Genomic DNA, 17,861 nt, shown 5'->3' with positions numbered 1-17,861 from the left:
CTATCAAGCCTGACTTTGTTCTACTTGATTTTCGTCTTTCTTTTTCATGAGATAGATATCTCCAAAGCTCTCTCTTTGAATTAAGAGAATTTCTTGGGTTTTAATCAACTCCAAGGTCGCTAAAAAGAGTGTAATGACCTCTTGTAAATCCTTGGTTTCTTTAAACAAATCCTGCAAGCATAGTTGTTGCCCTTCTACCAAGGCTTCTTGGACGATGACCATCATATCCTCAATCTTATACTCATCTCGTAAAATGGTTGTGTGACTTTTGGAAAATTCTTCTTTTTTCTTAGCTAACAAAGTTGAAAAGGCTAAGAAAAGGTCGATTGTTGTCTTATCGTGCACAAGTTCTGCATCCTCGTATATCAACTCTGTCGGAGCTTTTGAGTAATATTGAGCTCGTTCTTGGTGCTTAACTTCCAACTGCTCTCCCAAGAGCTTGAACTTGCGGTATTCTTCGATCTGAGAAAGAAGGTCCTGTTCAAGATCATCTTCTAAATCTGTCACTTCTGCAACCTTTGGCAAGAGCTTGCGACTCTTGATCAGCATGAGTTGACTTGCCATCACCATATACTCACCTGCTACTTCGAGGCGCATGGCCTGTAAGGTTGACACATAGGCTAGGTACTGCTCGATAACCTCCGTGATAGGTACATCGTAGATATCCATCTGGTACTTGGAAACCAAGTGCAAAAGAAGATCCAAAGGCCCTTCAAAATCTTTTAATTTAATATCCATTATCTATATTTTTCTAAGGTCATGACTGTTTTTAATCCCAATTTTTTGGCGATTTCATATAAGTCAACCTTCTCTTCAATTTGTCTCAGTATAAACTGTTCTCTCAATCCTTGAGCCGATAAATCTGCAAAACCTTTTTCCTTTAGAAAGGCTTCTAACTGACGAAAGGCCCATTGACGCGAGTAGGCTTTGCCAGACTTTTCAAAAATATAGGTCTGGTCCATCAAGGGAGCCAATTCTGGAAGCAAGCGCGTGGGGATAGCTACAATTCTCTGTTGGGAAGCCTTCTTGATTCTCAAAACTTGAAAATCCAGATTGATGTCCGCAACCTTTAGAGTTAAAATCTCGCTTGGCAAGAGTCCCATTTCTAGGATTAAGAGCGCTAGCAAACGGCCTTCTGAATAGTCGCTTTCCTGCCAAAAGGATTCTAGGTCCAAAAGCTCAGGTTTTGCTTGTTGCTGCTCGGCCTGTTTAAGCAATTCTATGCGATAAAAGGCCTTGAGTTCCCCTTTTTGATAGAGAAAGTAGAGAAACTGGTTACAAGCAGAAACTTTACGTTTTTGAGCACTAATCTTCAAACTTGACAGTTGAGCTTGATAAATCTTGAGACTAGTCTCAGAAATTTGCCCTCCTATCATATCTAAAAATTGCTCAAGATCATACTTATAAGACTGCTTGGAATTGGCAGATAATCCCTGCTTTTCCTCTAAAAATGCTGAAATCCTGTCTCTCATTTGCTTCGAATCTCATATTCCTTACTAAAGTCATGCAAGAGGGCATTTACTGCCTTGAGGATGGACTTACGCGTGATAATGCCTTGGAAAATCCCCTCTGCATCCACAACTGGTAAGAAGGACTCGTCCACTAGCTTGTGCAAAACATCCGTGAGGCGATAGTCTGGCTCCACAACTGCTACGTCCTTCTTAGTCATATGCACGATATCCGTATCTGCCATAGCTTCCTGACTCAAGCCCTGCTCCATCTGGTAGGCCAGAATGTCTCTAAGTCCAATGGTTCCGACAAATTCTTTCTCATCAGTCACTACTGGAACTCTGGTGTAGGTCATCTGGCTTAGAAGGAGAGTTGCATGATCTGCATTGTGAGTATCAATCAAGACTGCCAAATTTTCAGCAGGAGTTAAAAAGGTTTCCTCTTGCTCCAGCAAAAAGAGTTCAAATTCCTTGGCAATCATCGAGCAAACTCCTTGGACAAGCCAGGATAAACCTCATGATCACGTGTCAAAAAGTCCACTTTGAAATAGCTGTCATCAATTTCCACACGAGCGTAGAGACATTCTCTGATGGTTCCACGTGGTTGGCTGATAGAACCTGGATTTAGAAAGAGGGTCTTCCCTTCCATCCAAGCATTTGGCACATGCAAGTGACCATAGAGACAGATATCAGCATCTTCCTCTTGGGCCCAAAAATCTAGTTTTTGGAAATTGAAGTTAATGTCAAATAAGTGTCCGTGAGTCTGGATAATCTTGGTAGGACCCAGTTGAGTCACTAAGCGTTCTGGATAATCTGAATAGAAATCCATGTTTCCTCTAACTACCTGAATCCCTTCCCAGAGTGGTGAATCTGGGCGAAGCTCCGAGTCACCATCGTGAAAAATGGCATCAACTTTCCCAAGATAGCGATCACGTATTTCTTCTACAATCAAGCTATCTCCATGGGAGTCGCTCATTACAATGATGGTTTGCTTTGCCATGATGGAAATACCTCCAAAAGTTTCTTAACGGCTAAGGCACGGTGGGATTGACTATTTTTTTCTTCAAGGGTTAATTCGGCTGAGGATTTACCAGTTTCTCCTACTAAGAAGAGCGGATCATAGCCAAAACCATTTTCCCCCTTAGGTTCAAAGTTAATATAACCTGGCCAGTCAGCTTCGACAACCAAGCTTTCCTTATCTGGGCTAGCTACGACCAGGGTTGTATGGAATTGAGCAGAGCGGTCCTTGAGTTCAAAGACCATGGCCAATTCGTGCAAGAGTTTGGCATTATTTTCACGGTCAGTAGCTCCAACTCCTGCAAATCGAGCTGACCAAACGCCTGGCAAACCACCCAGAACATCAACTTTAAGACCAGAATCATCAGCTAAAACCATCTTGCCTGTTAATTTAGAGATGGTTTCTGCCTTAAGGCGAGCATTTTCTTCGAAGGTCATGCCTGTTTCTGCTACTTCAGGCAGGTCTGGATAGTCATTAAGGTTCTCCACATCATAACCAAGTTTGTCAAAAATAGCTCGAAATTCCTTGGTCTTACCTTCGTTACGAGTCGCAATCAATAAGGTTTCTCTGACCTTGCTAGTTTCAAAGAAGTCTTCGACATCAACTCCTTCTTTTGGCAATTCCACATACAAGAGTTGCCCATTTTCAACTAAGAGCAAAGCCCCTTGACGTTGAATGACTTCTAAATTTCGTCCCATTTCTTGGTTAAGTATATCTACCACAAAGGACAATAAACGGTAGGTAGAACCATAGCGCAAAACAGTAACTGAAAGTGGAAAGCCTCGCTCCTCATCTCTAAATCTTTGAGCCAACTCAAATAGAGGAAAATCCAAGTCATCATCCGTCAAAGTCCGAATGCCACCAAAAACACTGTAGGACCCGACATACCAGTCCTGGTCGTCCTTGTATTCATAAATTTTATTTGTCATAATGTTACATGCTCCACATGAATCTCTTTTTCCAGCCATTCTGCACCAATCTGGGCAAAACTCTGACTATTTGCTGTTGTGTAAAAACGGTGTTGTAGCGGGCCTGCATCACGGCTACGATTGATTTCAAAATAATTGAGCAAGACTGAGATGTCCCGCACGCACTCGGCTCCACTATCGATGAGTTTTACATCTGGTCCCATCACATTTTGAATGATGGGACGAAGAAGCGGATAATGGGTACAACCCAAAATCAGGCTATCCACCTTTCCAACCAAGGGACGCAGGGTTTCATAAACCACTTTCTTGGTTACACTAGTTGATAAGGCACCAGACTCCACCAAAGGAGCAAATTTGGGACAAGCCAAACTCTCCACCTGCAAATCTGGATCTAAGTCATGAATCTTTTGGCGATAAATATCAGATGTTACAGTCATAGGTGTTCCAATGACACCGATTTTTCCACCTTGGCTGGACTTGATGGCTGCCGAAGCTCCTGGCAAAATCACACCCAAGACAGGAATGTCTAGTTGAGCCTTGATTTCTTCCCAGACGACTGCCGTTGCCGTATTGCAAGCAATGACAATCATCTTGACATCCTTGGTCAAGAGAAAGTTGACCAGTTGCCAAGTATATTCACGAATTTGCTCAGCAGGACGGGGCCCGTAAGGCGCTCGTGCCGAATCTCCAATATAGACGATTTCTTCATGGGGAAGCTGGCGCATGAGCTCACGCACAACCGTCAAGCCCCCGACACCCGAATCCAAAAAACCAATTGGTCGATTATCCATAGAGTCTTCTTTCTAGTACTTTTTCTGATTGATAGTTCATTATCATTACATCTCTTAGTGAAAGTGCTGACAGACTGGCAAATTCCCAACTGTCTCCCTCTTAATCATAATCAAATATCAATAGAATGCAAGGAAAAAGTCTTATCCTTAAATATTAAGTCCAATATAGTGAGAAGTCTGGAACTTTCATCCCAGACTTTTCCTATTTATTTCTTTTTATTGTTAGCAAGGGCTGCTTTTTGTTGGCGAATGATTTGGTGGTACACTTGTTGTACTTTAGCTTCGCTTGGCTTTTGACCATTTGCACTCAACAGAGTACGAACTGCTTCTGCGTTCAAACGTGGGTTATCCGCAAATTCTTTTTCGATTTGCTTGCGCACCAAGTACATTCCTCCAAGAGCTCCCCCTAGAAAAGCTAAAACAATCAAGACAATTGCCAAAATAAGATCCATAATATTTCTCCTGTTTCTTTTTGAGTCTTCTATATTATACCATAAAGTCCCCCGCCTGACTAGTTTAATTTACGCTTACATCCACTGTGATTTCCTAAGTAATTAGCAAATACTTCATACTTAGTAAAACTTAGTAAAATAAGCCCATTTTCCTTGAAAGCCCTTGCAATAATTCCATTTATTTGTTATATTAAGATTATCCGAAAAAATCACATATATTTCTGAAGACTTATTTTTTTGCAACAAAATGTATGCGCTTCCAGACATGAGAAAGGAGAATTTTGTGGATAAAAGATATTGGGAAAAATCCTGCAAGTATAGCATCCGAAAATTGAGCATCGGAGCTGCCTCTGTTTTACTAGGAGCTGTTTTTTTAGCAGCACAGGGTGTGGCTGCTGATGGTATTGAGATTCCGGAAAGTGAGGCAACAATTACTGAAACCTCTGCTAAACCGGATACGAAAGTTGAGGAAGTTGTTACTTCTAACACAGAGACTCAGCCTATAGCTGAATCATCTGAGAAGCAAACCATCGCAGAACCAGAGTTACCTCAAACAAGTAGTCAGTCAGATACAAGTACAGCTACCGCTCCTGCTGAAAATAAGGAGAGCGAGAAACCAGAACTTCCTGTGAACAAACAAGAACATTACGAACTACATTACAACCAACCAACTGCTCCTTCCTATGACGGATGGGAAAAACAAGCCCTTCCAGTCGGAAATGGAGAAATGGGTGCCAAAGTCTTTGGCTTGATTGGTGAAGAAAGAATCCAGTACAATGAAAAAACCCTTTGGTCTGGAGGCCCACAGCCAGATAGTCAAGACTACAACGGCGGAAACTACAAAGATCGCTACAAAGTCTTAGCAGAAATCCGTAAGGCCTTAGAAGACGGAGACCGTCAAAAAGCAAAACGCCTAGCTGAAAGAAATCTCGTTGGGCCTAATAATGCCCAATATGGTCGCTACCTAGCCTTCGGTGATGTCTTTATGGTCTTCAATAACCAAAAGAAAGGCTTGGAGAATGTTACCGACTACTACCGTGGCTTGGATATTTCTGAAGCTATCACAACTACCTCTTATACCCAAGACGGGACAAGCTTCAAACGTGAGACCTTCTCTAGCTTCCCAGACGATGTTACTGTCACCCACTTGAGTAAAAAAGGGGATAAGACCCTTGATTTTACGCTTTGGAATAGCTTAACAGAAGACCTAATTGCTAATGGACAGTATTCTTGGGATAATTCTAATTACAAAAAAGGGACTGTCAGTGTAGATTCTAATGGTATTTTGCTCAAGGGTACTGTTAAAGATAATGGCCTTCAATTTGCCTCTTATCTTGGTATCAAGACTGACGGACAAGTCACTGCTCAAGATGGTTATTTGACCGTTACAGGAGCAAGCTATGCAACACTGCTACTCAGTGCCAAGACTAATTTTGCTCAAAATCCAAAAACCAATTACCGCAAAGATATTGATGTAGAAAAAACTGTCAAATCTATCGTAGATGCTGCCAAGGCAAAAGACTATGAAAGTCTGAAAAATGATCACATCAAGGATTACCAAAGCCTTTTCAATCGTGTTCAATTAAACCTCGGTGGTAGTAAGTCTAATCAAACTACAAAAGATGCTCTTCAAACTTATAATCCAACAAAAGGCCAAAAGCTAGAAGAACTCTTCTTCCAGTACGGACGTTACCTCCTCATCAGTTCTTCTCGTGACCGGACTGATGCCCTTCCTGCCAACTTGCAAGGAGTCTGGAACGCTGTAGATAATCCACCCTGGAACTCTGACTATCACCTCAATGTCAACCTACAGATGAACTACTGGCCTGCCTACATGAGCAATCTTGCAGAAACTGCCAAGCCAATGATCAATTACATTGATGATATGCGCTACTATGGTCGTATCGCTGCTAAAGAATACGCAGGTATCGAATCCAAAGAAGGTCAAGAAAACGGTTGGTTGGTTCATACTCAGGCGACACCATTTGGCTGGACAACTCCTGGTTGGAATTACTATTGGGGCTGGTCTCCTGCTGCCAATGCTTGGATGATGCAGAACGTCTACGACTACTATAAATTCACCAAGGATGAAACTTATCTTAAAGAAAAGATTTATCCAATGCTCAAGGAAACTGCTAAGTTCTGGAATTCCTTCCTGCATTATGACCAAGCAAGTGACCGTTGGGTATCTTCTCCATCCTACTCACCAGAACATGGAACTATCACTATTGGGAATACCTTCGACCAGTCTCTAGTTTGGCAGTTATTCCACGACTACATGGAAGTGGCCAACCATCTGAAAGTGGATCAAGACCTTGTAACAGAAGTTAAGGCTAAATTTGATAAGTTAAAACCACTTCATATCAACCAAGATGGTCGTATCAAGGAGTGGTTTGAGGAAGACAGCCCTCAATTCACCAACGAAGGCATTGAAAATCACCACCGTCACGTTTCTCATCTGGTCGGACTCTTCCCTGGTACCCTATTTAGCAAGGATCAACCTGAGTATCTTGAGGCTGCGCGTGCTAGCTTGAATCACCGTGGAGATGGTGGTACTGGATGGTCTAAGGCTAATAAAATCAATCTTTGGGCTCGTCTCCTAGATGGAAATCGTGCCCACCGTTTGTTGGCTGAACAGCTCAGATCTTCAACCCTAGAAAACCTCTGGGATACGCACGCGCCTTTCCAAATTGATGGTAACTTTGGCGCAACCAGCGGTATGGCAGAAATGCTCCTTCAGTCTCACATAGGTTATATCGCACCATTACCAGCCCTTCCAGATGCTTGGAAAGACGGGCAAGTTTCTGGTCTTGTAGCCCGTGGCAACTTTGAAGTCAGCATGAAATGGCAAGAAAAGAATCTTGAATCCCTCACCTTCCTTTCAAATGTTGGTGGAGATTTGGTTGTAGACTATCCAAATATTGAAGCAACTTTGATTAAGATTAATGGTAAGGGAGTCCAAGCTACCCGTATCAAAGATAACCGTATCCAACTTGCGACTCAAAAAGGTGATGTCATTACCTTTGAAAACTTCCCTGGACGAGTGACTCGCATATCAGCCCTTCGAAAAGATTCCGCTACAGCTGAACTCGACTTTAACACAGTTGAGGGAGCAAGTCATTATGTCATCCGACGAGAAAGCAAGGACGAAAACAGTCAAACTCCTAGCGTTCGTGAGTTTATCACCAACCAAACTCACTTTATCGATCGCTCGATTGATTCTAGCCATGCCTATACTTATACCGTTAAGGCTATGCTAGGGGATCGTACAACACCAGTTTCAGATCCTGCTTCTATCGATGCCTTCAGTGAGTTGGTGGATGACCGTGACAAGCGCATCCAGTACGGCTCTGCCTTTGGAAATTGGTCTGACACAGAACTATTTGGTGGAACAGAGAAATACGCTGATATCTCAAATGGAAATTATTCTGATAAAGATGCGACTGCAACCATTCCATTCAATGGACCTGGTATTGAAATCTACGGACTCAAGTCATCTCAATTGGGACTTGCTGACGTTAAAATCGATGGCAAGTCTGTTGGAGAACTTGACTTCTATACAGCAGGAGCAACTGAAAAAGGTGTATTGATAGGACGTTACACAAATCTATCCTCAGGTCCTCATTTGATGACCATCACTGTTAAGCGCGAGCACAAAGGACGTGCCAATGAGCGTGCAAAAATTTCTCTCGATTACTTCAAAGTCTTTCCAGGCCAAGGAGAAGCTGTTGAGAAGATTGACGACCGTGACCCTCGTATCCAGTATGGTTCCATGTTTAAGGATTGGAGCGATGCAGAACTCTATGCTTCTACAGAAAAATACGCTGACATCAACGCTGATGATAGCCTCGCTTCTGAAGCCACTGCAACCATTCCATTCTCTGGAACAGGTATCCGAATCTATGGATTAAAAACGGCATCACTAGGCAAGGCACTTGTCACACTGGATGGAAAAGAGATGCCAGCTCTTGACTTCTACACTCCAGGAGCGACTGAAAAAGGTGCATTAATTGGCGAATTTACCAATCTAGCAGATGGCGATCACGTTCTTACTTTGAAAGTAGATCCGAATTCTCCCCAAGGACGAAAAAAAGTTTCTCTTGATTCCTTTGATATCTTAAAAGCTCCGTCTGTGTCACTCGATAGTCCAAGCCTTGAAGCCGTTAAGAAAGAAGACAAGACTGTTACTCTAACCCTACCAGCTGGTAATTGGGATGCTATCGCTGTGACCTTCCCTGGCATCAAAGATCCTCTCCTACTCAGAAAAGTCGATGAGGACCATCTTGTCACATCGGGCGAACAAACAGTATTAACCATTAAGGACAACAAGGTTCAACTAGATATTCCTGAGGCTACAGATCGTAAAGCTGGCAATTCGATAGAAGCTTATGCCATCAAAGATACAACAACTACTAGTCCTGTTGTAACTGTCTTTCCTAAGGACGAAACTGCTCCAGTTGAAGAAAAAATCCTTACAAGTAAAGGGGATGAGCCTGCTCCAGTTGTAACCATTCCTGAGTACACAGATCCTATCGGAACTGCAGGTGACCAAGAAGCACCTTCTGTGGTAATTCCTGAGTACACAGAGCCTATCGGAACTGCAGGTGACCAAGAAGCGCCTTCTGTGGTAATTCCTGAATATACTGGGCCTATCGGAACTGCAGGTGACCAAGAAGCACCTTCTGTGGTTATCCCTGAATACACTGAACCTATCAGCACTGCAGGTGACCAAGAAGCACCTTCCGTAATAATTCCTGAATACACTGAACCTATCGGAACTGCAGGTGACCAAGAAGCGCCTTCTGTGGTAATCCCTGAATACACCGAGCCTATCGGTACTGCAGGTGATCAGGAAGCACCTTCTGTGGTTATTCCTGAATACACTGAGCCTATCGGTACTTCAGGAGATCAGGAAGCGCCTTCTGTGGTAATCCCTGAATACACCGAGCCTATCGGAACTGCGGGAGACCAGGAAGCGCCTTCTGTGGTTATTCCTGAATACACTGAGCCTATCGGTACTGCAGGAGACCAAGAAGCACCAAGTATCACACTTCCTGAGTTTAAACTCAAAGTAATGAAAGATCAAACCACAAGAGCTCAAGTTATTAGTGGAACAACTGAACTCGAAGGAGCAAGTTACCTTGACAGTCAAAAAGTTGAAAACAAAGAACTCTTAGGCAAAAAATACGATGCTTATGCCCTTCAACTCAAGGATAAAGATGGTAAACTAGTTCAACCAAAAGGTGCTGTACTCGTTCGTTTACCAGTTTCAGGTGCTGTCCAAGAACTCTATCAGTTGACTCCGACAAAAGACTTGAAATCACAAGAATTCACCATCCGAGATGGATATCTTGAGTTTATCGCTCTTGACCTGAATACCTATGCTATTGTCTATAAGACAGAGAGCACAACTGTTAAACCAGTGCCAGCCCAGACAGACGAAACAAAGGTAGAAACTACAACACCATTGGCTCAAAGAAAAGATGCCAATGATAAAGCTTCTACGAATGAAAAACAACTTCCAGATACTGGTGAGCAAACTAGTCCTCTCCTCTTTATGGCAAGTCTCAGCCTAGCCCTCTCGGCTGCCTTCTTACTAAAAAGTAAGAAAGATTAATACTCAATGAAAATCAAAGAGCAAACTAGGAAACTAGCCGCAGGTTGCTCAAAGCACTGCTTTGAGGTTGTAGATAAGACTGACGAAATCAGTCACATATATAATCCAAGGCGACGTTGACGCGGTTTGAAGAGATTTTCGAAGAGTATAAAAATTGTCCCCCCCAGGAATAAAAATTTATTCCTATATAAAAAAGGATGGAAAAGCATTCCATCCTTTTTCTGTTTCAACCTTATCAATAAAGTCACTGACAAGCAAACACCTAGAAATCAAGACCCAAAATAATCCACTCATCTACATAATCCCAAAAAGGTATCGGATATTCTGGTAACTCATCCTTTGACCAAAATACACCTCCTTCATCTATTGGTTTAGACAAGTCTAATACGAGATACGTTCCCATACCATTGCTAAAAAAATTGTAATAACAGGAAATATCAGCTGTTAACTGCTCATCAAATTCCCAAGCATAATCGGCTATTGGTTCAATCATATCTAGGTCGTCTAATCCCATACTTTTACTCGTATAATCATTAAAACCTGCATGAATGTGTGTATAGAAATCACGGATACTTCCGTCAAGTTCTAGTTTTGATTGATTAAAGTGGTCTGTAAACTCTTGATCCGAAATCGGCATTTTCCCCTCATAAAATACTAGACTCTTGCTCTGATAAGTTCTAATAGAATAAAGCAAGGAATAGCTAGGTCCAATTTTGATAAGATCTATAGTTTCCAAAAACTCTTCTAGATAAGAGATCGTATTGCTGAGTTCTTCAGCTAGATATTTTCTCCACTCTCCTAGGATGATTTGTTTTCTTTTAGAAAAATCTGATGTTTGAAACGCATCGCACCAATATTGTGGAATCATATGGCTGGACAGATTTTCAAAATTAGATAAAATCTCGACCATCTCTCCAGATGGCACATATTTCTTTAAAAAATTTAATTTTTCATTCATACACTACCTCTATTGATTTCTGTAAAATTCCCTTGACCCCACTATCCTTCAACTCTTAAGTCCTAGATAGGTATAGTTTCGGGTCCCTGGACAATCTTTTTCCATCCTGACCCTAAAATAAAACCGATGTTCCCTGCCATCCTTGGCATTTTCCTTGTTCAAGACAAAGTAGTTCTTTTGGTTGAGAGCCATGGTTCGTAGAATATCATCAATCAAAAAAGTCAGGGGTACATTCATGGCAGATTATTTTTGGAAATCTTCTTCAAAGCGGATGTAGTCATCTGAAAAATAATCCATCTGCAATTTGTTTTCATATAACTCTTTTCTAGTCATCAACTTCCTCCTGACAAAGTTGGATGGTGAGAATATCATCTACTCTTATTAATCGATAGCCTTCATCGGTTCTAATAGAGATTTCTTGAGGAGATAATTCTCTTACTTCACCCAATATCGTGCCTTTATGATTTTTCTCCTTGACCACAAAAGAGCCTTTTAGCCGTCCAACGTAGAGCTGGGAAAGCAGCAACAACTTCTCGACTGGATTCAAATCGGTCGACAAATCGACACGATTTTTTTCTGCACTGAGTGAACTGGTATGCTCCGATAGAAAAAAGCCCATCCACTTCTGCATGCCTGGATCTTGATAGTCCCTCGCGGATTGAAAGGGCAAATAAGAACGATCAATCATTTTAGGCCATCTAATCCTCCAGCAGAGTGCCCTCCGATCAGCTTACTTCTGGCAATACTTCTCGATGCATCCTCTAAGGCAGTCGCCTTCAAGAGAGAAGTAAAGCCGAATTGCTCTCGAATAGAATCAATGGCAGTCTGGAGCCTTTCTTCTTTTTCTACTTTATCAACATCATCAAAAAGGGAAATCAAACCAAAGGATTCATCCACAAATCCTGAATAACTAACGGCAACACTTCTGACGGCTCCATAAGTATATTTGCTATGGAATAATTTCAGTACATAACTGACTAAAAGACTGGTATTATTGGTCGGCTCAACCTTCATCTGGGTATGGATGGAGCGTTTTTGTTCCTGCTTCGAAAATCCAAGATGAATAGACACAACTGTCGTCTTCTTTCTGGCCCGTCGAAGCCTGATAGCCACCTGCTCAGCCATCTCTCGAAGGATAATTTCGATGTCTCGCTTCTTAACGTAGTCTCTCGGTAAAATTTGCGAATTGCCCAAGCCATGCGATTTTGGCTTATATATATTGTGAACATTACTCTCATCAATTCCATTGGCATGAAACCACAAGCGAAGTCCAGCTTGGCCAAGTTCCTTCTTCAGGACATCAGGATTGCTATTGGCTAATTCCTTAATTGAATAGATTCCCAAACTATTCAAGCGCTTCTCCATCCGATGCCCAATCCCCCAAAAGTCAGTCATCTTTGGAATGGACCAGACCTTATCCTCCACATCTTGGTAAGACCAATTGGCTCGCATAGTCGGTGTGTGCTTGGCTTCATTATCCAAGGCCAACTTAGCAAGCAGGGGATTGGCATTAGACATACCGACTGTCGAGTAAATCCCGGTCTGTCGCCAGATATCCCTCTGGATACGAGCCGAAAGCATATCTAGCTTATCTTTGCGAGAAATCTGCTGGTCCGGGACAAAATAATTGAGCGAACTGGTTAGATCAATAAAGCCTTCATCAATTGAATAAGGATAAATATCATCTGGACTGCCATAATTCTGAAAAATTCCTTGGATTTCCAGATTGACTGAGATATACTTATCCATCCGAGGAGGGACAATGACGGTCACTTGAGCCCAATCCTCGATAAATTTCACATAAGCTGAATCCGTAGGTAGGCCTTGTTTCTTAGCATTGTAGTAGGAAAATTTGCGCGTCTTGATATCAAAAGGCAGGTCATGAGCACGACCTACATTTGCTTTCCCAAAGACCTTTTTAAACATAGGCGAGGAGGCAAGAATAAGCCCAACAGAATTATCCGCCCGACTCATGACACAAAGGGAGGTTTTAAGAGGATGAAGCCCTCTTTCCACACACTCAACACTGGCATAAAAGGATTTCATATCGACAAAGGCAATATCACTTTTGGGCTCTCTGGAATAATCAAAGTAGCCCATAGGCTATCCCTCCATGGGTACAAAATTACCCACGATAATACCCACAATCTGCGGATCTTCTTCGTAAGAAATGTGAATATCCTTATATTTAGGATTGATGGAGACCAAACGCAGACCATCTTCTTCTCGATAGACCCGTTTGATATAGGTCTGGTTATTGCAAACCACTGCATAGACAGCACCGTCATAATCAAATCCGGTCTCACGAATCAAAGCTACTGAACCATTTTGATATTTGGGCTCCATAGAATCCCCTGATACCCAGGAAGCAAAGTCGTGGGCTAGTTCCTCATTGAAATAAACCGTATCAAAGTTGCGATCATCATAAACTGAAGCTCCGATACCGGCTGACATACGTTCGTATACATGATACTCGAAAAGTTTTTCTGAAATAAGCGTCACCTTCTTGGCTTGTTCTTCTTGAGCCAGATCGCGAGCATAGACCACTACCTTCTCTTTTCCTTGATTAGAGAGGCTGTTATAGAGACGGACAATTTCGATTTGGGTGAAATAACCTTTTGGCACTTTTAAAATCTCTTCTAGCTGTCTAACCTTTTCTTCGGAAGGTTCCTTGACTCCACGTTCCCAAGCTGAATAAGCCTGAAAACTAATCCCAAGCTGCTCTGCAATCTCTTTCTGTGTTAGCTTTAGCTCTTTTCTCCGAGCCTTGAGTTTTTCTGGTTGGTACATATTTTACCTCCTAGTCTGATGCTTTCGTTGCAGGTTGACTTTATTTTAAAAAATTCAACCTTTTTGGTTTAGTTTTATTATATAAAAAAAGTAGACAAATGTCTACTAGGAATGTTGAGGTTTAGCAGACTATTGGGAATAATGATGCTATAGATTCCTTATCTCAAATACTGCCGTATGAATCCACTCGTTATGCATTTGAAAGTCATTCTCTATGATTCTACTAAAGGTGAAACCATTTTTTAAAAGCACTCTCTGAGAGGCCAGATTGTCCCTTGCCGTCCCTGCGATAATCTTATGTAAACCATAAGTAGTAAAGGCCTTTTCTAAAACGAGTTTAACCGCTTCGCTGGCATATCCTAAATTGGTAACATTTTCTCCGATCCTATATCCAAGTTCTGCTGTTTTTCGATCATCCTCTAAGACACTTAAATTGATTCTTCCGACCATAGTACCTTGTGCATCTCTAATAAGATGCATGTAGACATCATGATTCTCTTGTTCCCTTAACAATTCCCTTGTAAGTTCTTTAAAACCTTCTAAGTCAAAATAGTGGGCTGGTCTAGGAGGTAGACTCCGCTCAAAATACTCCCGATTTTCTTTTTCAAAAGAATAAATATCTATACTATTTTCTTCAGACATCAACTCTAAACTTATCATTGTAAACCATCTCCTATCATTCTCTAAACTCAAATTTACTCATGTTCACACAAAGTGACATTTACAGAACTTAAAGAGATATCTTAATTTTTTCATATCGTATCTACATTATAACACAAGATACTATGAAGAAAAATAATATCCATCAAGGTCCTCATAAATTCCAACATCTTGCTAAACAGGCTGGAACGCCTATGGAAGCTGTTTTAAAAGCACTAACCCACAGCGATACATGCTTTCCTATCAGAGCAAATACGACTCTTATCCTGGCATTTAGTTACAGATCAAACTCTAACTTGACATCTAGAAATTCCAATCGTGAGTTTAGCACATTTGCAAAGTAAGATGAAGTTTTCAAGGGTGCGACCAGTTATCTTTGTAAAAACATTTAATAAAAGTCACTCGTCCAGAAGGGTACTTGCTTATATTCTTTTAAAGCCAGAGAAAGTTCTCTATTTCCAAATTCAATCTCAAAATAATCGTATAAGTCTTTGCCATAATAAATAATATCTAAATCCACTACTGATAAAATCGGCATCTCCTGATTCTCATAACTAGGGAGAAAACGATGCCCACATAAGGGGATTAAGCGAGGTGCTGATCCCAATATTTTCCTGATTTGTACATTTCTGTCCAAGAGTGTAGTCGGCTCGATCCCCCAAGATGCATCCCACACCAGTTCATCCAAACTGTTCAAAATTCCATCATAGGGAGCAGCTAGGTTCCGTTTCATATGTTCTATATTTTCAGCTGAGAAATCTCTCCAGTTATAAAAACCTTCTGAAATAGGCAATAATTGTTGATAGACTGCCAACCACTGCTCAGGAAATTCAATTCCATAGATTGTCTCAACTTTTTGTATTTCTTCATCACTTAGACCTGGTTCCAAAGAAATCCCATTCTCGAGCAATAGCGTCTTAATCCTATCGATTTTCAAAAGATCTCCAACCATTTCCTCTCCTCCTATTCACTCCCTATTTTATGGAGATTAGAGCACATGTCACATCTTAGCTAAATTAAAATGACTTCAAAAAATCAACAACCCCATCATGTAATTGTATATTCTTATTTAAAACTTCCTTACTCTCTTTATCAGATAACTCTAAATTCATATTACGATAGCCATCCAACAATTCCATCATCAAAACCAAAGTATCATAACTAACATTAAAAAGCAGTTCTTCTTTAGTTAAATCACTCTGATGGATATTCATATTTACAGCTTGCTCCTGGATGATTTGTAGTTCTTGTAAAAATAGTGCTTGCTTATCTGTCATGCTTTATCTAGTCTTTCTATTTTTATTAGGGGTATGTTGAACTTCCTTATCGCATAGGCCTGGAGATTCAAGTTACCAAAATTCTCTCTTTGACAAATGAAGATTGTTCCTGTCATAAGATAAATTTCCTGAATAATTCTGGAATTCCACCTTCCTGTGTCAATAAAGTCTTTACAGCAAAATCATTATCGCAAAAAACGATTTCTTGGAAGACATTATCAATTCTCCACTCGATATCTGTATAGAGAATATCATTATTTTCGACATTAACTATTTCAAACCAACCTATTGTCACTCCATAAAAAATAATCTCTTCCAATATCTGAGGCGAATATCCTTTATTTTTAATAAAAAACGAAAATAAAGTCGAAATAATAGCGTCTTCTTCAACTATCGAGAGTAAGAGTTCTCTTAAATCATCAAAAGTCATTTTATTTACCTCCAGTCAACTCCCCAGTGAGCTCATCTCTTTTGCTTCCTACCAAAGTATTACGTCCGCCAATCTTATAATAGCCTATCAAATCTCAATACTCTTCACAGATAACTTCAATGTCCTTATCTGAAATAGTTCGATTAGATTTTAGGATAAATTTTTTAATACTATTTATATCCTCATCTGTCAGATGTTCAACGCGAAATTCAATGATAAAATCGACGATATCGCTATTTCCTGAAATAATAATCATCGCATCTTCAACAACTCTTCCTACAAATATTTGCCCCACATGCAAATATCCAGTAGCTGGACTCGAAAAATACTGATCCCACTTTATAGCACTTGAATAGCTTAGTTCCTGCTTCTTATAATAAAAGTGAGAAGTAATAATCTGCTGACTTACATCTAATAAATTCAATAAGCTATCTATCATAGTTACGTCTGCTACCGCTATTCTCAATTCAACACTTAACATCATTTCATTCCTATTTATCAAGACTCGGTAATAAATTATACGTTTTTTCTCGTGCTTCGATCGGTTATTATAATCGTTTAGCTACACTTTACTCATTCTACAGTTTCACGATCCTGCCAAAAGAACTGAGCATCCTTTAACTCAAGATGTTCTATCTGAATATCACGACAAACAATTGTCATTTGCAACAAACCAATATCAACTATACACTTCACAAAATCAGGATTCTCCTCATAAATTTGTAAAGAAATTTCTTGACCATGATGATGCAATTCCCCTCTAGTCATATATTTGACGTGTTGATCTTTTCTCCACTGGATGTCTAAAGCATCATTGCTATACTCTACTTTTGCGCATACTAAAAACTTAATTTCCCAGTATTTTTCTTTGTTATGATAATCCTCTATGCATACAGAAACTTCATCGCCAAAATAGGATATCTTTAAATCCAGTATCCCCATTTCCCAATAATCTAGTTCTTCAAGCTCTTTTTGCTTAGTAGATAAATCAAATAGCAACAAGATTTTTCTCCTTCCCATTTATCCCCAAATAAATTCCTCATATATTTATAGATGACTATTTTCATCAATAGCGCTAAGCTCCCCCAAAGTTCACACTAACATCAAGTCACCATCTATCTTGAAGATTACACTCCTCAATGTATTCTAACCAGGCATCAATAGTGGGAAACACTTCCCTTTGTTCCCATCCTGAATCAGCAAAGTCATGGATGATATGCACTAGAGTACTATCAACATCTTCAAAACAGGCGATATCATCATTATCACCTCTCCTTGCAAATGGATATAATGTTCGCTCAGGATATCTTGTTTGAAGACCTCGAAATCTTCTCACTGTTTCATCGTCATTCATCAAGTACCATACACCAAAATCAACCCTACCTTCGGAAACTAAATCCTTTAATGATTGTGGATAGGAAAAGAAAGAATGCTTAAATGTAATATCTGACATGAATGTTCCCCCTTGTTACTATTGAAAAAAACAGCAAA

19 protein-coding genes and 1 pseudogene are annotated in these 17,861 nt (G+C 40.5%); 1 reads left to right on the top strand and 19 read right to left on the bottom strand.

Annotation, left to right across the window (positions count from 1 at the left end; all coding sequences use genetic code 11):
- Nucleotides 1–3: 3 nt before the first annotated feature.
- The 7 genes from ACORHT_RS01860 to ACORHT_RS01830 all read right to left on the bottom strand — a co-directional run bounded on the left by ACORHT_RS01860 (nt 4) and on the right by ACORHT_RS01830 (nt 4,638).
- Nucleotides 4–738 (bottom strand): segregation/condensation protein A, encoded by a 735-nt coding sequence (locus ACORHT_RS01860; protein WP_434350403.1) that lies wholly within the window; start codon nt 736–738, stop codon nt 4–6.
- Entirely contained in the window at nt 738–1,472 is a 735-nt protein-coding gene (xerD, locus tag ACORHT_RS01855; protein WP_434350402.1) for a site-specific tyrosine recombinase XerD, read from the bottom strand. The genes ACORHT_RS01860 and xerD overlap by 1 nt, the downstream gene beginning before the upstream one ends.
- On the bottom strand, nt 1,469–1,930 hold the full coding sequence (gene cbpB / locus ACORHT_RS01850; RefSeq protein WP_434350401.1) for a cyclic-di-AMP-binding protein CbpB: 462 nt from the start codon (nt 1,928–1,930) through the stop codon (nt 1,469–1,471). Before cbpB ends, xerD begins: the two co-directional genes overlap by 4 nt.
- Nucleotides 1,927–2,448 (bottom strand): metallophosphoesterase, encoded by a 522-nt coding sequence (locus tag ACORHT_RS01845; RefSeq protein WP_006151436.1) that lies wholly within the window; start codon nt 2,446–2,448, stop codon nt 1,927–1,929. Before ACORHT_RS01845 ends, cbpB begins: the two co-directional genes overlap by 4 nt.
- Nucleotides 2,424–3,395: a nucleoside-triphosphate diphosphatase gene (locus ACORHT_RS01840; RefSeq protein ID WP_434350400.1), complete on the bottom strand. Its 972-nt coding sequence runs from the start codon at nt 3,393–3,395 to the stop codon at nt 2,424–2,426. Before ACORHT_RS01840 ends, ACORHT_RS01845 begins: the two co-directional genes overlap by 25 nt.
- Complete coding sequence (gene racE, locus ACORHT_RS01835) at nt 3,392–4,186, bottom strand: glutamate racemase (protein ID WP_434350399.1); 795 nt, start codon at nt 4,184–4,186, stop codon at nt 3,392–3,394. Before racE ends, ACORHT_RS01840 begins: the two co-directional genes overlap by 4 nt.
- A 206-nt stretch (nt 4,187–4,392) precedes the next feature.
- Entirely contained in the window at nt 4,393–4,638 is a 246-nt protein-coding gene (locus ACORHT_RS01830; RefSeq protein ID WP_004251708.1) for a YneF family protein, read from the bottom strand.
- A gap of 283 nt (nt 4,639–4,921) precedes the next feature.
- On the opposite strand from ACORHT_RS01830, the gene ACORHT_RS01825 reads away from it, so the two are divergent.
- On the top strand, nt 4,922–10,255 hold the full coding sequence (locus ACORHT_RS01825; RefSeq protein WP_434350398.1) for an SIALI-17 repeat-containing surface protein: 5,334 nt from the start codon (nt 4,922–4,924) through the stop codon (nt 10,253–10,255).
- Nucleotides 10,256–10,517: 262 nt separating this feature from the next.
- On the opposite strand, the gene ACORHT_RS01820 is transcribed toward ACORHT_RS01825, so the two are convergent.
- The 12 genes and pseudogenes from ACORHT_RS01820 to ACORHT_RS01765 form a co-directional block, all read right to left on the bottom strand.
- Nucleotides 10,518–11,213: a hypothetical protein gene (locus ACORHT_RS01820; RefSeq protein ID WP_434350397.1), complete on the bottom strand. Its 696-nt coding sequence runs from the start codon at nt 11,211–11,213 to the stop codon at nt 10,518–10,520.
- 48 nt (nt 11,214–11,261) lie between these two features.
- Nucleotides 11,262–11,546, bottom strand: a pseudogene (locus tag ACORHT_RS01815) (DUF5960 family protein).
- On the bottom strand, nt 11,539–11,901 hold the full coding sequence (locus ACORHT_RS01810) for a hypothetical protein (RefSeq protein ID WP_434350396.1): 363 nt from the start codon (nt 11,899–11,901) through the stop codon (nt 11,539–11,541). The pseudogene ACORHT_RS01815 and the gene ACORHT_RS01810 overlap by 8 nt, the downstream one beginning before the upstream one ends.
- Nucleotides 11,898–13,313 carry a Y-family DNA polymerase gene (locus tag ACORHT_RS01805; RefSeq protein WP_434350395.1) on the bottom strand — a complete coding sequence of 472 codons (1,416 nt, stop codon included), beginning with the start codon at nt 13,311–13,313 and terminating at the stop codon, nt 11,898–11,900. Before ACORHT_RS01805 ends, ACORHT_RS01810 begins: the two co-directional genes overlap by 4 nt.
- Nucleotides 13,314–13,316: 3 nt before the next feature.
- On the bottom strand, nt 13,317–14,003 hold the full coding sequence (locus ACORHT_RS01800; RefSeq protein WP_434350394.1) for an XRE family transcriptional regulator: 687 nt from the start codon (nt 14,001–14,003) through the stop codon (nt 13,317–13,319).
- Between the two features lie 147 nt (nt 14,004–14,150).
- A complete protein-coding gene (locus ACORHT_RS01795; protein ID WP_434350393.1) occupies nt 14,151–14,663 on the bottom strand; it encodes a GNAT family N-acetyltransferase in 513 nt (170 codons plus the stop codon).
- Nucleotides 14,664–15,051: 388 nt separating this feature from the next.
- The gene (locus ACORHT_RS01790) at nt 15,052–15,615 is read right to left on the bottom strand and encodes a hypothetical protein (protein ID WP_075228852.1); all 564 of its coding nucleotides are present in this window, start codon (nt 15,613–15,615) and stop codon (nt 15,052–15,054) included.
- A gap of 64 nt (nt 15,616–15,679) precedes the next feature.
- Complete coding sequence (locus tag ACORHT_RS01785) at nt 15,680–15,940, bottom strand: hypothetical protein (RefSeq protein ID WP_075228853.1); 261 nt, start codon at nt 15,938–15,940, stop codon at nt 15,680–15,682.
- 112 nt (nt 15,941–16,052) lie between these two features.
- Nucleotides 16,053–16,370 (bottom strand): hypothetical protein, encoded by a 318-nt coding sequence (locus ACORHT_RS01780; RefSeq protein WP_434350392.1) that lies wholly within the window; start codon nt 16,368–16,370, stop codon nt 16,053–16,055.
- Between the two features lie 94 nt (nt 16,371–16,464).
- Nucleotides 16,465–16,851: a hypothetical protein gene (locus tag ACORHT_RS01775; RefSeq protein ID WP_434350391.1), complete on the bottom strand. Its 387-nt coding sequence runs from the start codon at nt 16,849–16,851 to the stop codon at nt 16,465–16,467.
- A 92-nt stretch (nt 16,852–16,943) separates the two neighbouring features.
- Nucleotides 16,944–17,372, bottom strand: a complete 429-nt coding sequence (locus ACORHT_RS01770; protein WP_434350390.1) for a hypothetical protein — start codon at nt 17,370–17,372, stop codon at nt 16,944–16,946.
- 106 nt (nt 17,373–17,478) lie between these two features.
- Nucleotides 17,479–17,823, bottom strand: a complete 345-nt coding sequence (locus ACORHT_RS01765; protein WP_434350389.1) for a hypothetical protein — start codon at nt 17,821–17,823, stop codon at nt 17,479–17,481.
- Nucleotides 17,824–17,861 lie beyond the last annotated feature (38 nt).

Origin of the sequence: Streptococcus sp. KHUD_014 (assembly GCF_051106275.1) — a bacterium.
Lineage (GTDB): Bacteria > Bacillota > Bacilli > Lactobacillales > Streptococcaceae > Streptococcus.
This window is presented reverse-complemented; position numbering and strand designations above follow the sequence as displayed.

Bases quoted from the DNA above. Each gene is read 5' to 3' on its own strand.
- ACORHT_RS01860 (WP_434350403.1), bottom strand. From the start codon at position 738: ATGGATATTAAATTAAAAGATTTTGAAGGGCCTTTGGATCTTCTTTTG.
- xerD (WP_434350402.1), bottom strand. From the start codon at position 1,472: ATGAGAGACAGGATTTCAGCATTTTTAGAGGAAAAGCAGGGATTATCT.
- cbpB (WP_434350401.1), bottom strand. From the start codon at position 1,930: ATGATTGCCAAGGAATTTGAACTCTTTTTGCTGGAGCAAGAGGAAACC.
- ACORHT_RS01845 (WP_006151436.1), bottom strand. From the start codon at position 2,448: ATGGCAAAGCAAACCATCATTGTAATGAGCGACTCCCATGGAGATAGC.
- ACORHT_RS01840 (WP_434350400.1), bottom strand. From the start codon at position 3,395: ATGACAAATAAAATTTATGAATACAAGGACGACCAGGACTGGTATGTC.
- racE (WP_434350399.1), bottom strand. From the start codon at position 4,186: ATGGATAATCGACCAATTGGTTTTTTGGATTCGGGTGTCGGGGGCTTG.
- ACORHT_RS01830 (WP_004251708.1), bottom strand. From the start codon at position 4,638: ATGGATCTTATTTTGGCAATTGTCTTGATTGTTTTAGCTTTTCTAGGG.
- ACORHT_RS01820 (WP_434350397.1), bottom strand. From the start codon at position 11,213: ATGAATGAAAAATTAAATTTTTTAAAGAAATATGTGCCATCTGGAGAG.
- ACORHT_RS01810 (WP_434350396.1), bottom strand. From the start codon at position 11,901: ATGATTGATCGTTCTTATTTGCCCTTTCAATCCGCGAGGGACTATCAA.
- ACORHT_RS01805 (WP_434350395.1), bottom strand. From the start codon at position 13,313: ATGGGCTACTTTGATTATTCCAGAGAGCCCAAAAGTGATATTGCCTTT.
- ACORHT_RS01800 (WP_434350394.1), bottom strand. From the start codon at position 14,003: ATGTACCAACCAGAAAAACTCAAGGCTCGGAGAAAAGAGCTAAAGCTA.
- ACORHT_RS01795 (WP_434350393.1), bottom strand. From the start codon at position 14,663: ATGATAAGTTTAGAGTTGATGTCTGAAGAAAATAGTATAGATATTTAT.
- ACORHT_RS01790 (WP_075228852.1), bottom strand. From the start codon at position 15,615: ATGGTTGGAGATCTTTTGAAAATCGATAGGATTAAGACGCTATTGCTC.
- ACORHT_RS01785 (WP_075228853.1), bottom strand. From the start codon at position 15,940: ATGACAGATAAGCAAGCACTATTTTTACAAGAACTACAAATCATCCAG.
- ACORHT_RS01780 (WP_434350392.1), bottom strand. From the start codon at position 16,370: ATGACTTTTGATGATTTAAGAGAACTCTTACTCTCGATAGTTGAAGAA.
- ACORHT_RS01775 (WP_434350391.1), bottom strand. From the start codon at position 16,851: ATGTTAAGTGTTGAATTGAGAATAGCGGTAGCAGACGTAACTATGATA.
- ACORHT_RS01765 (WP_434350389.1), bottom strand. From the start codon at position 17,823: ATGTCAGATATTACATTTAAGCATTCTTTCTTTTCCTATCCACAATCA.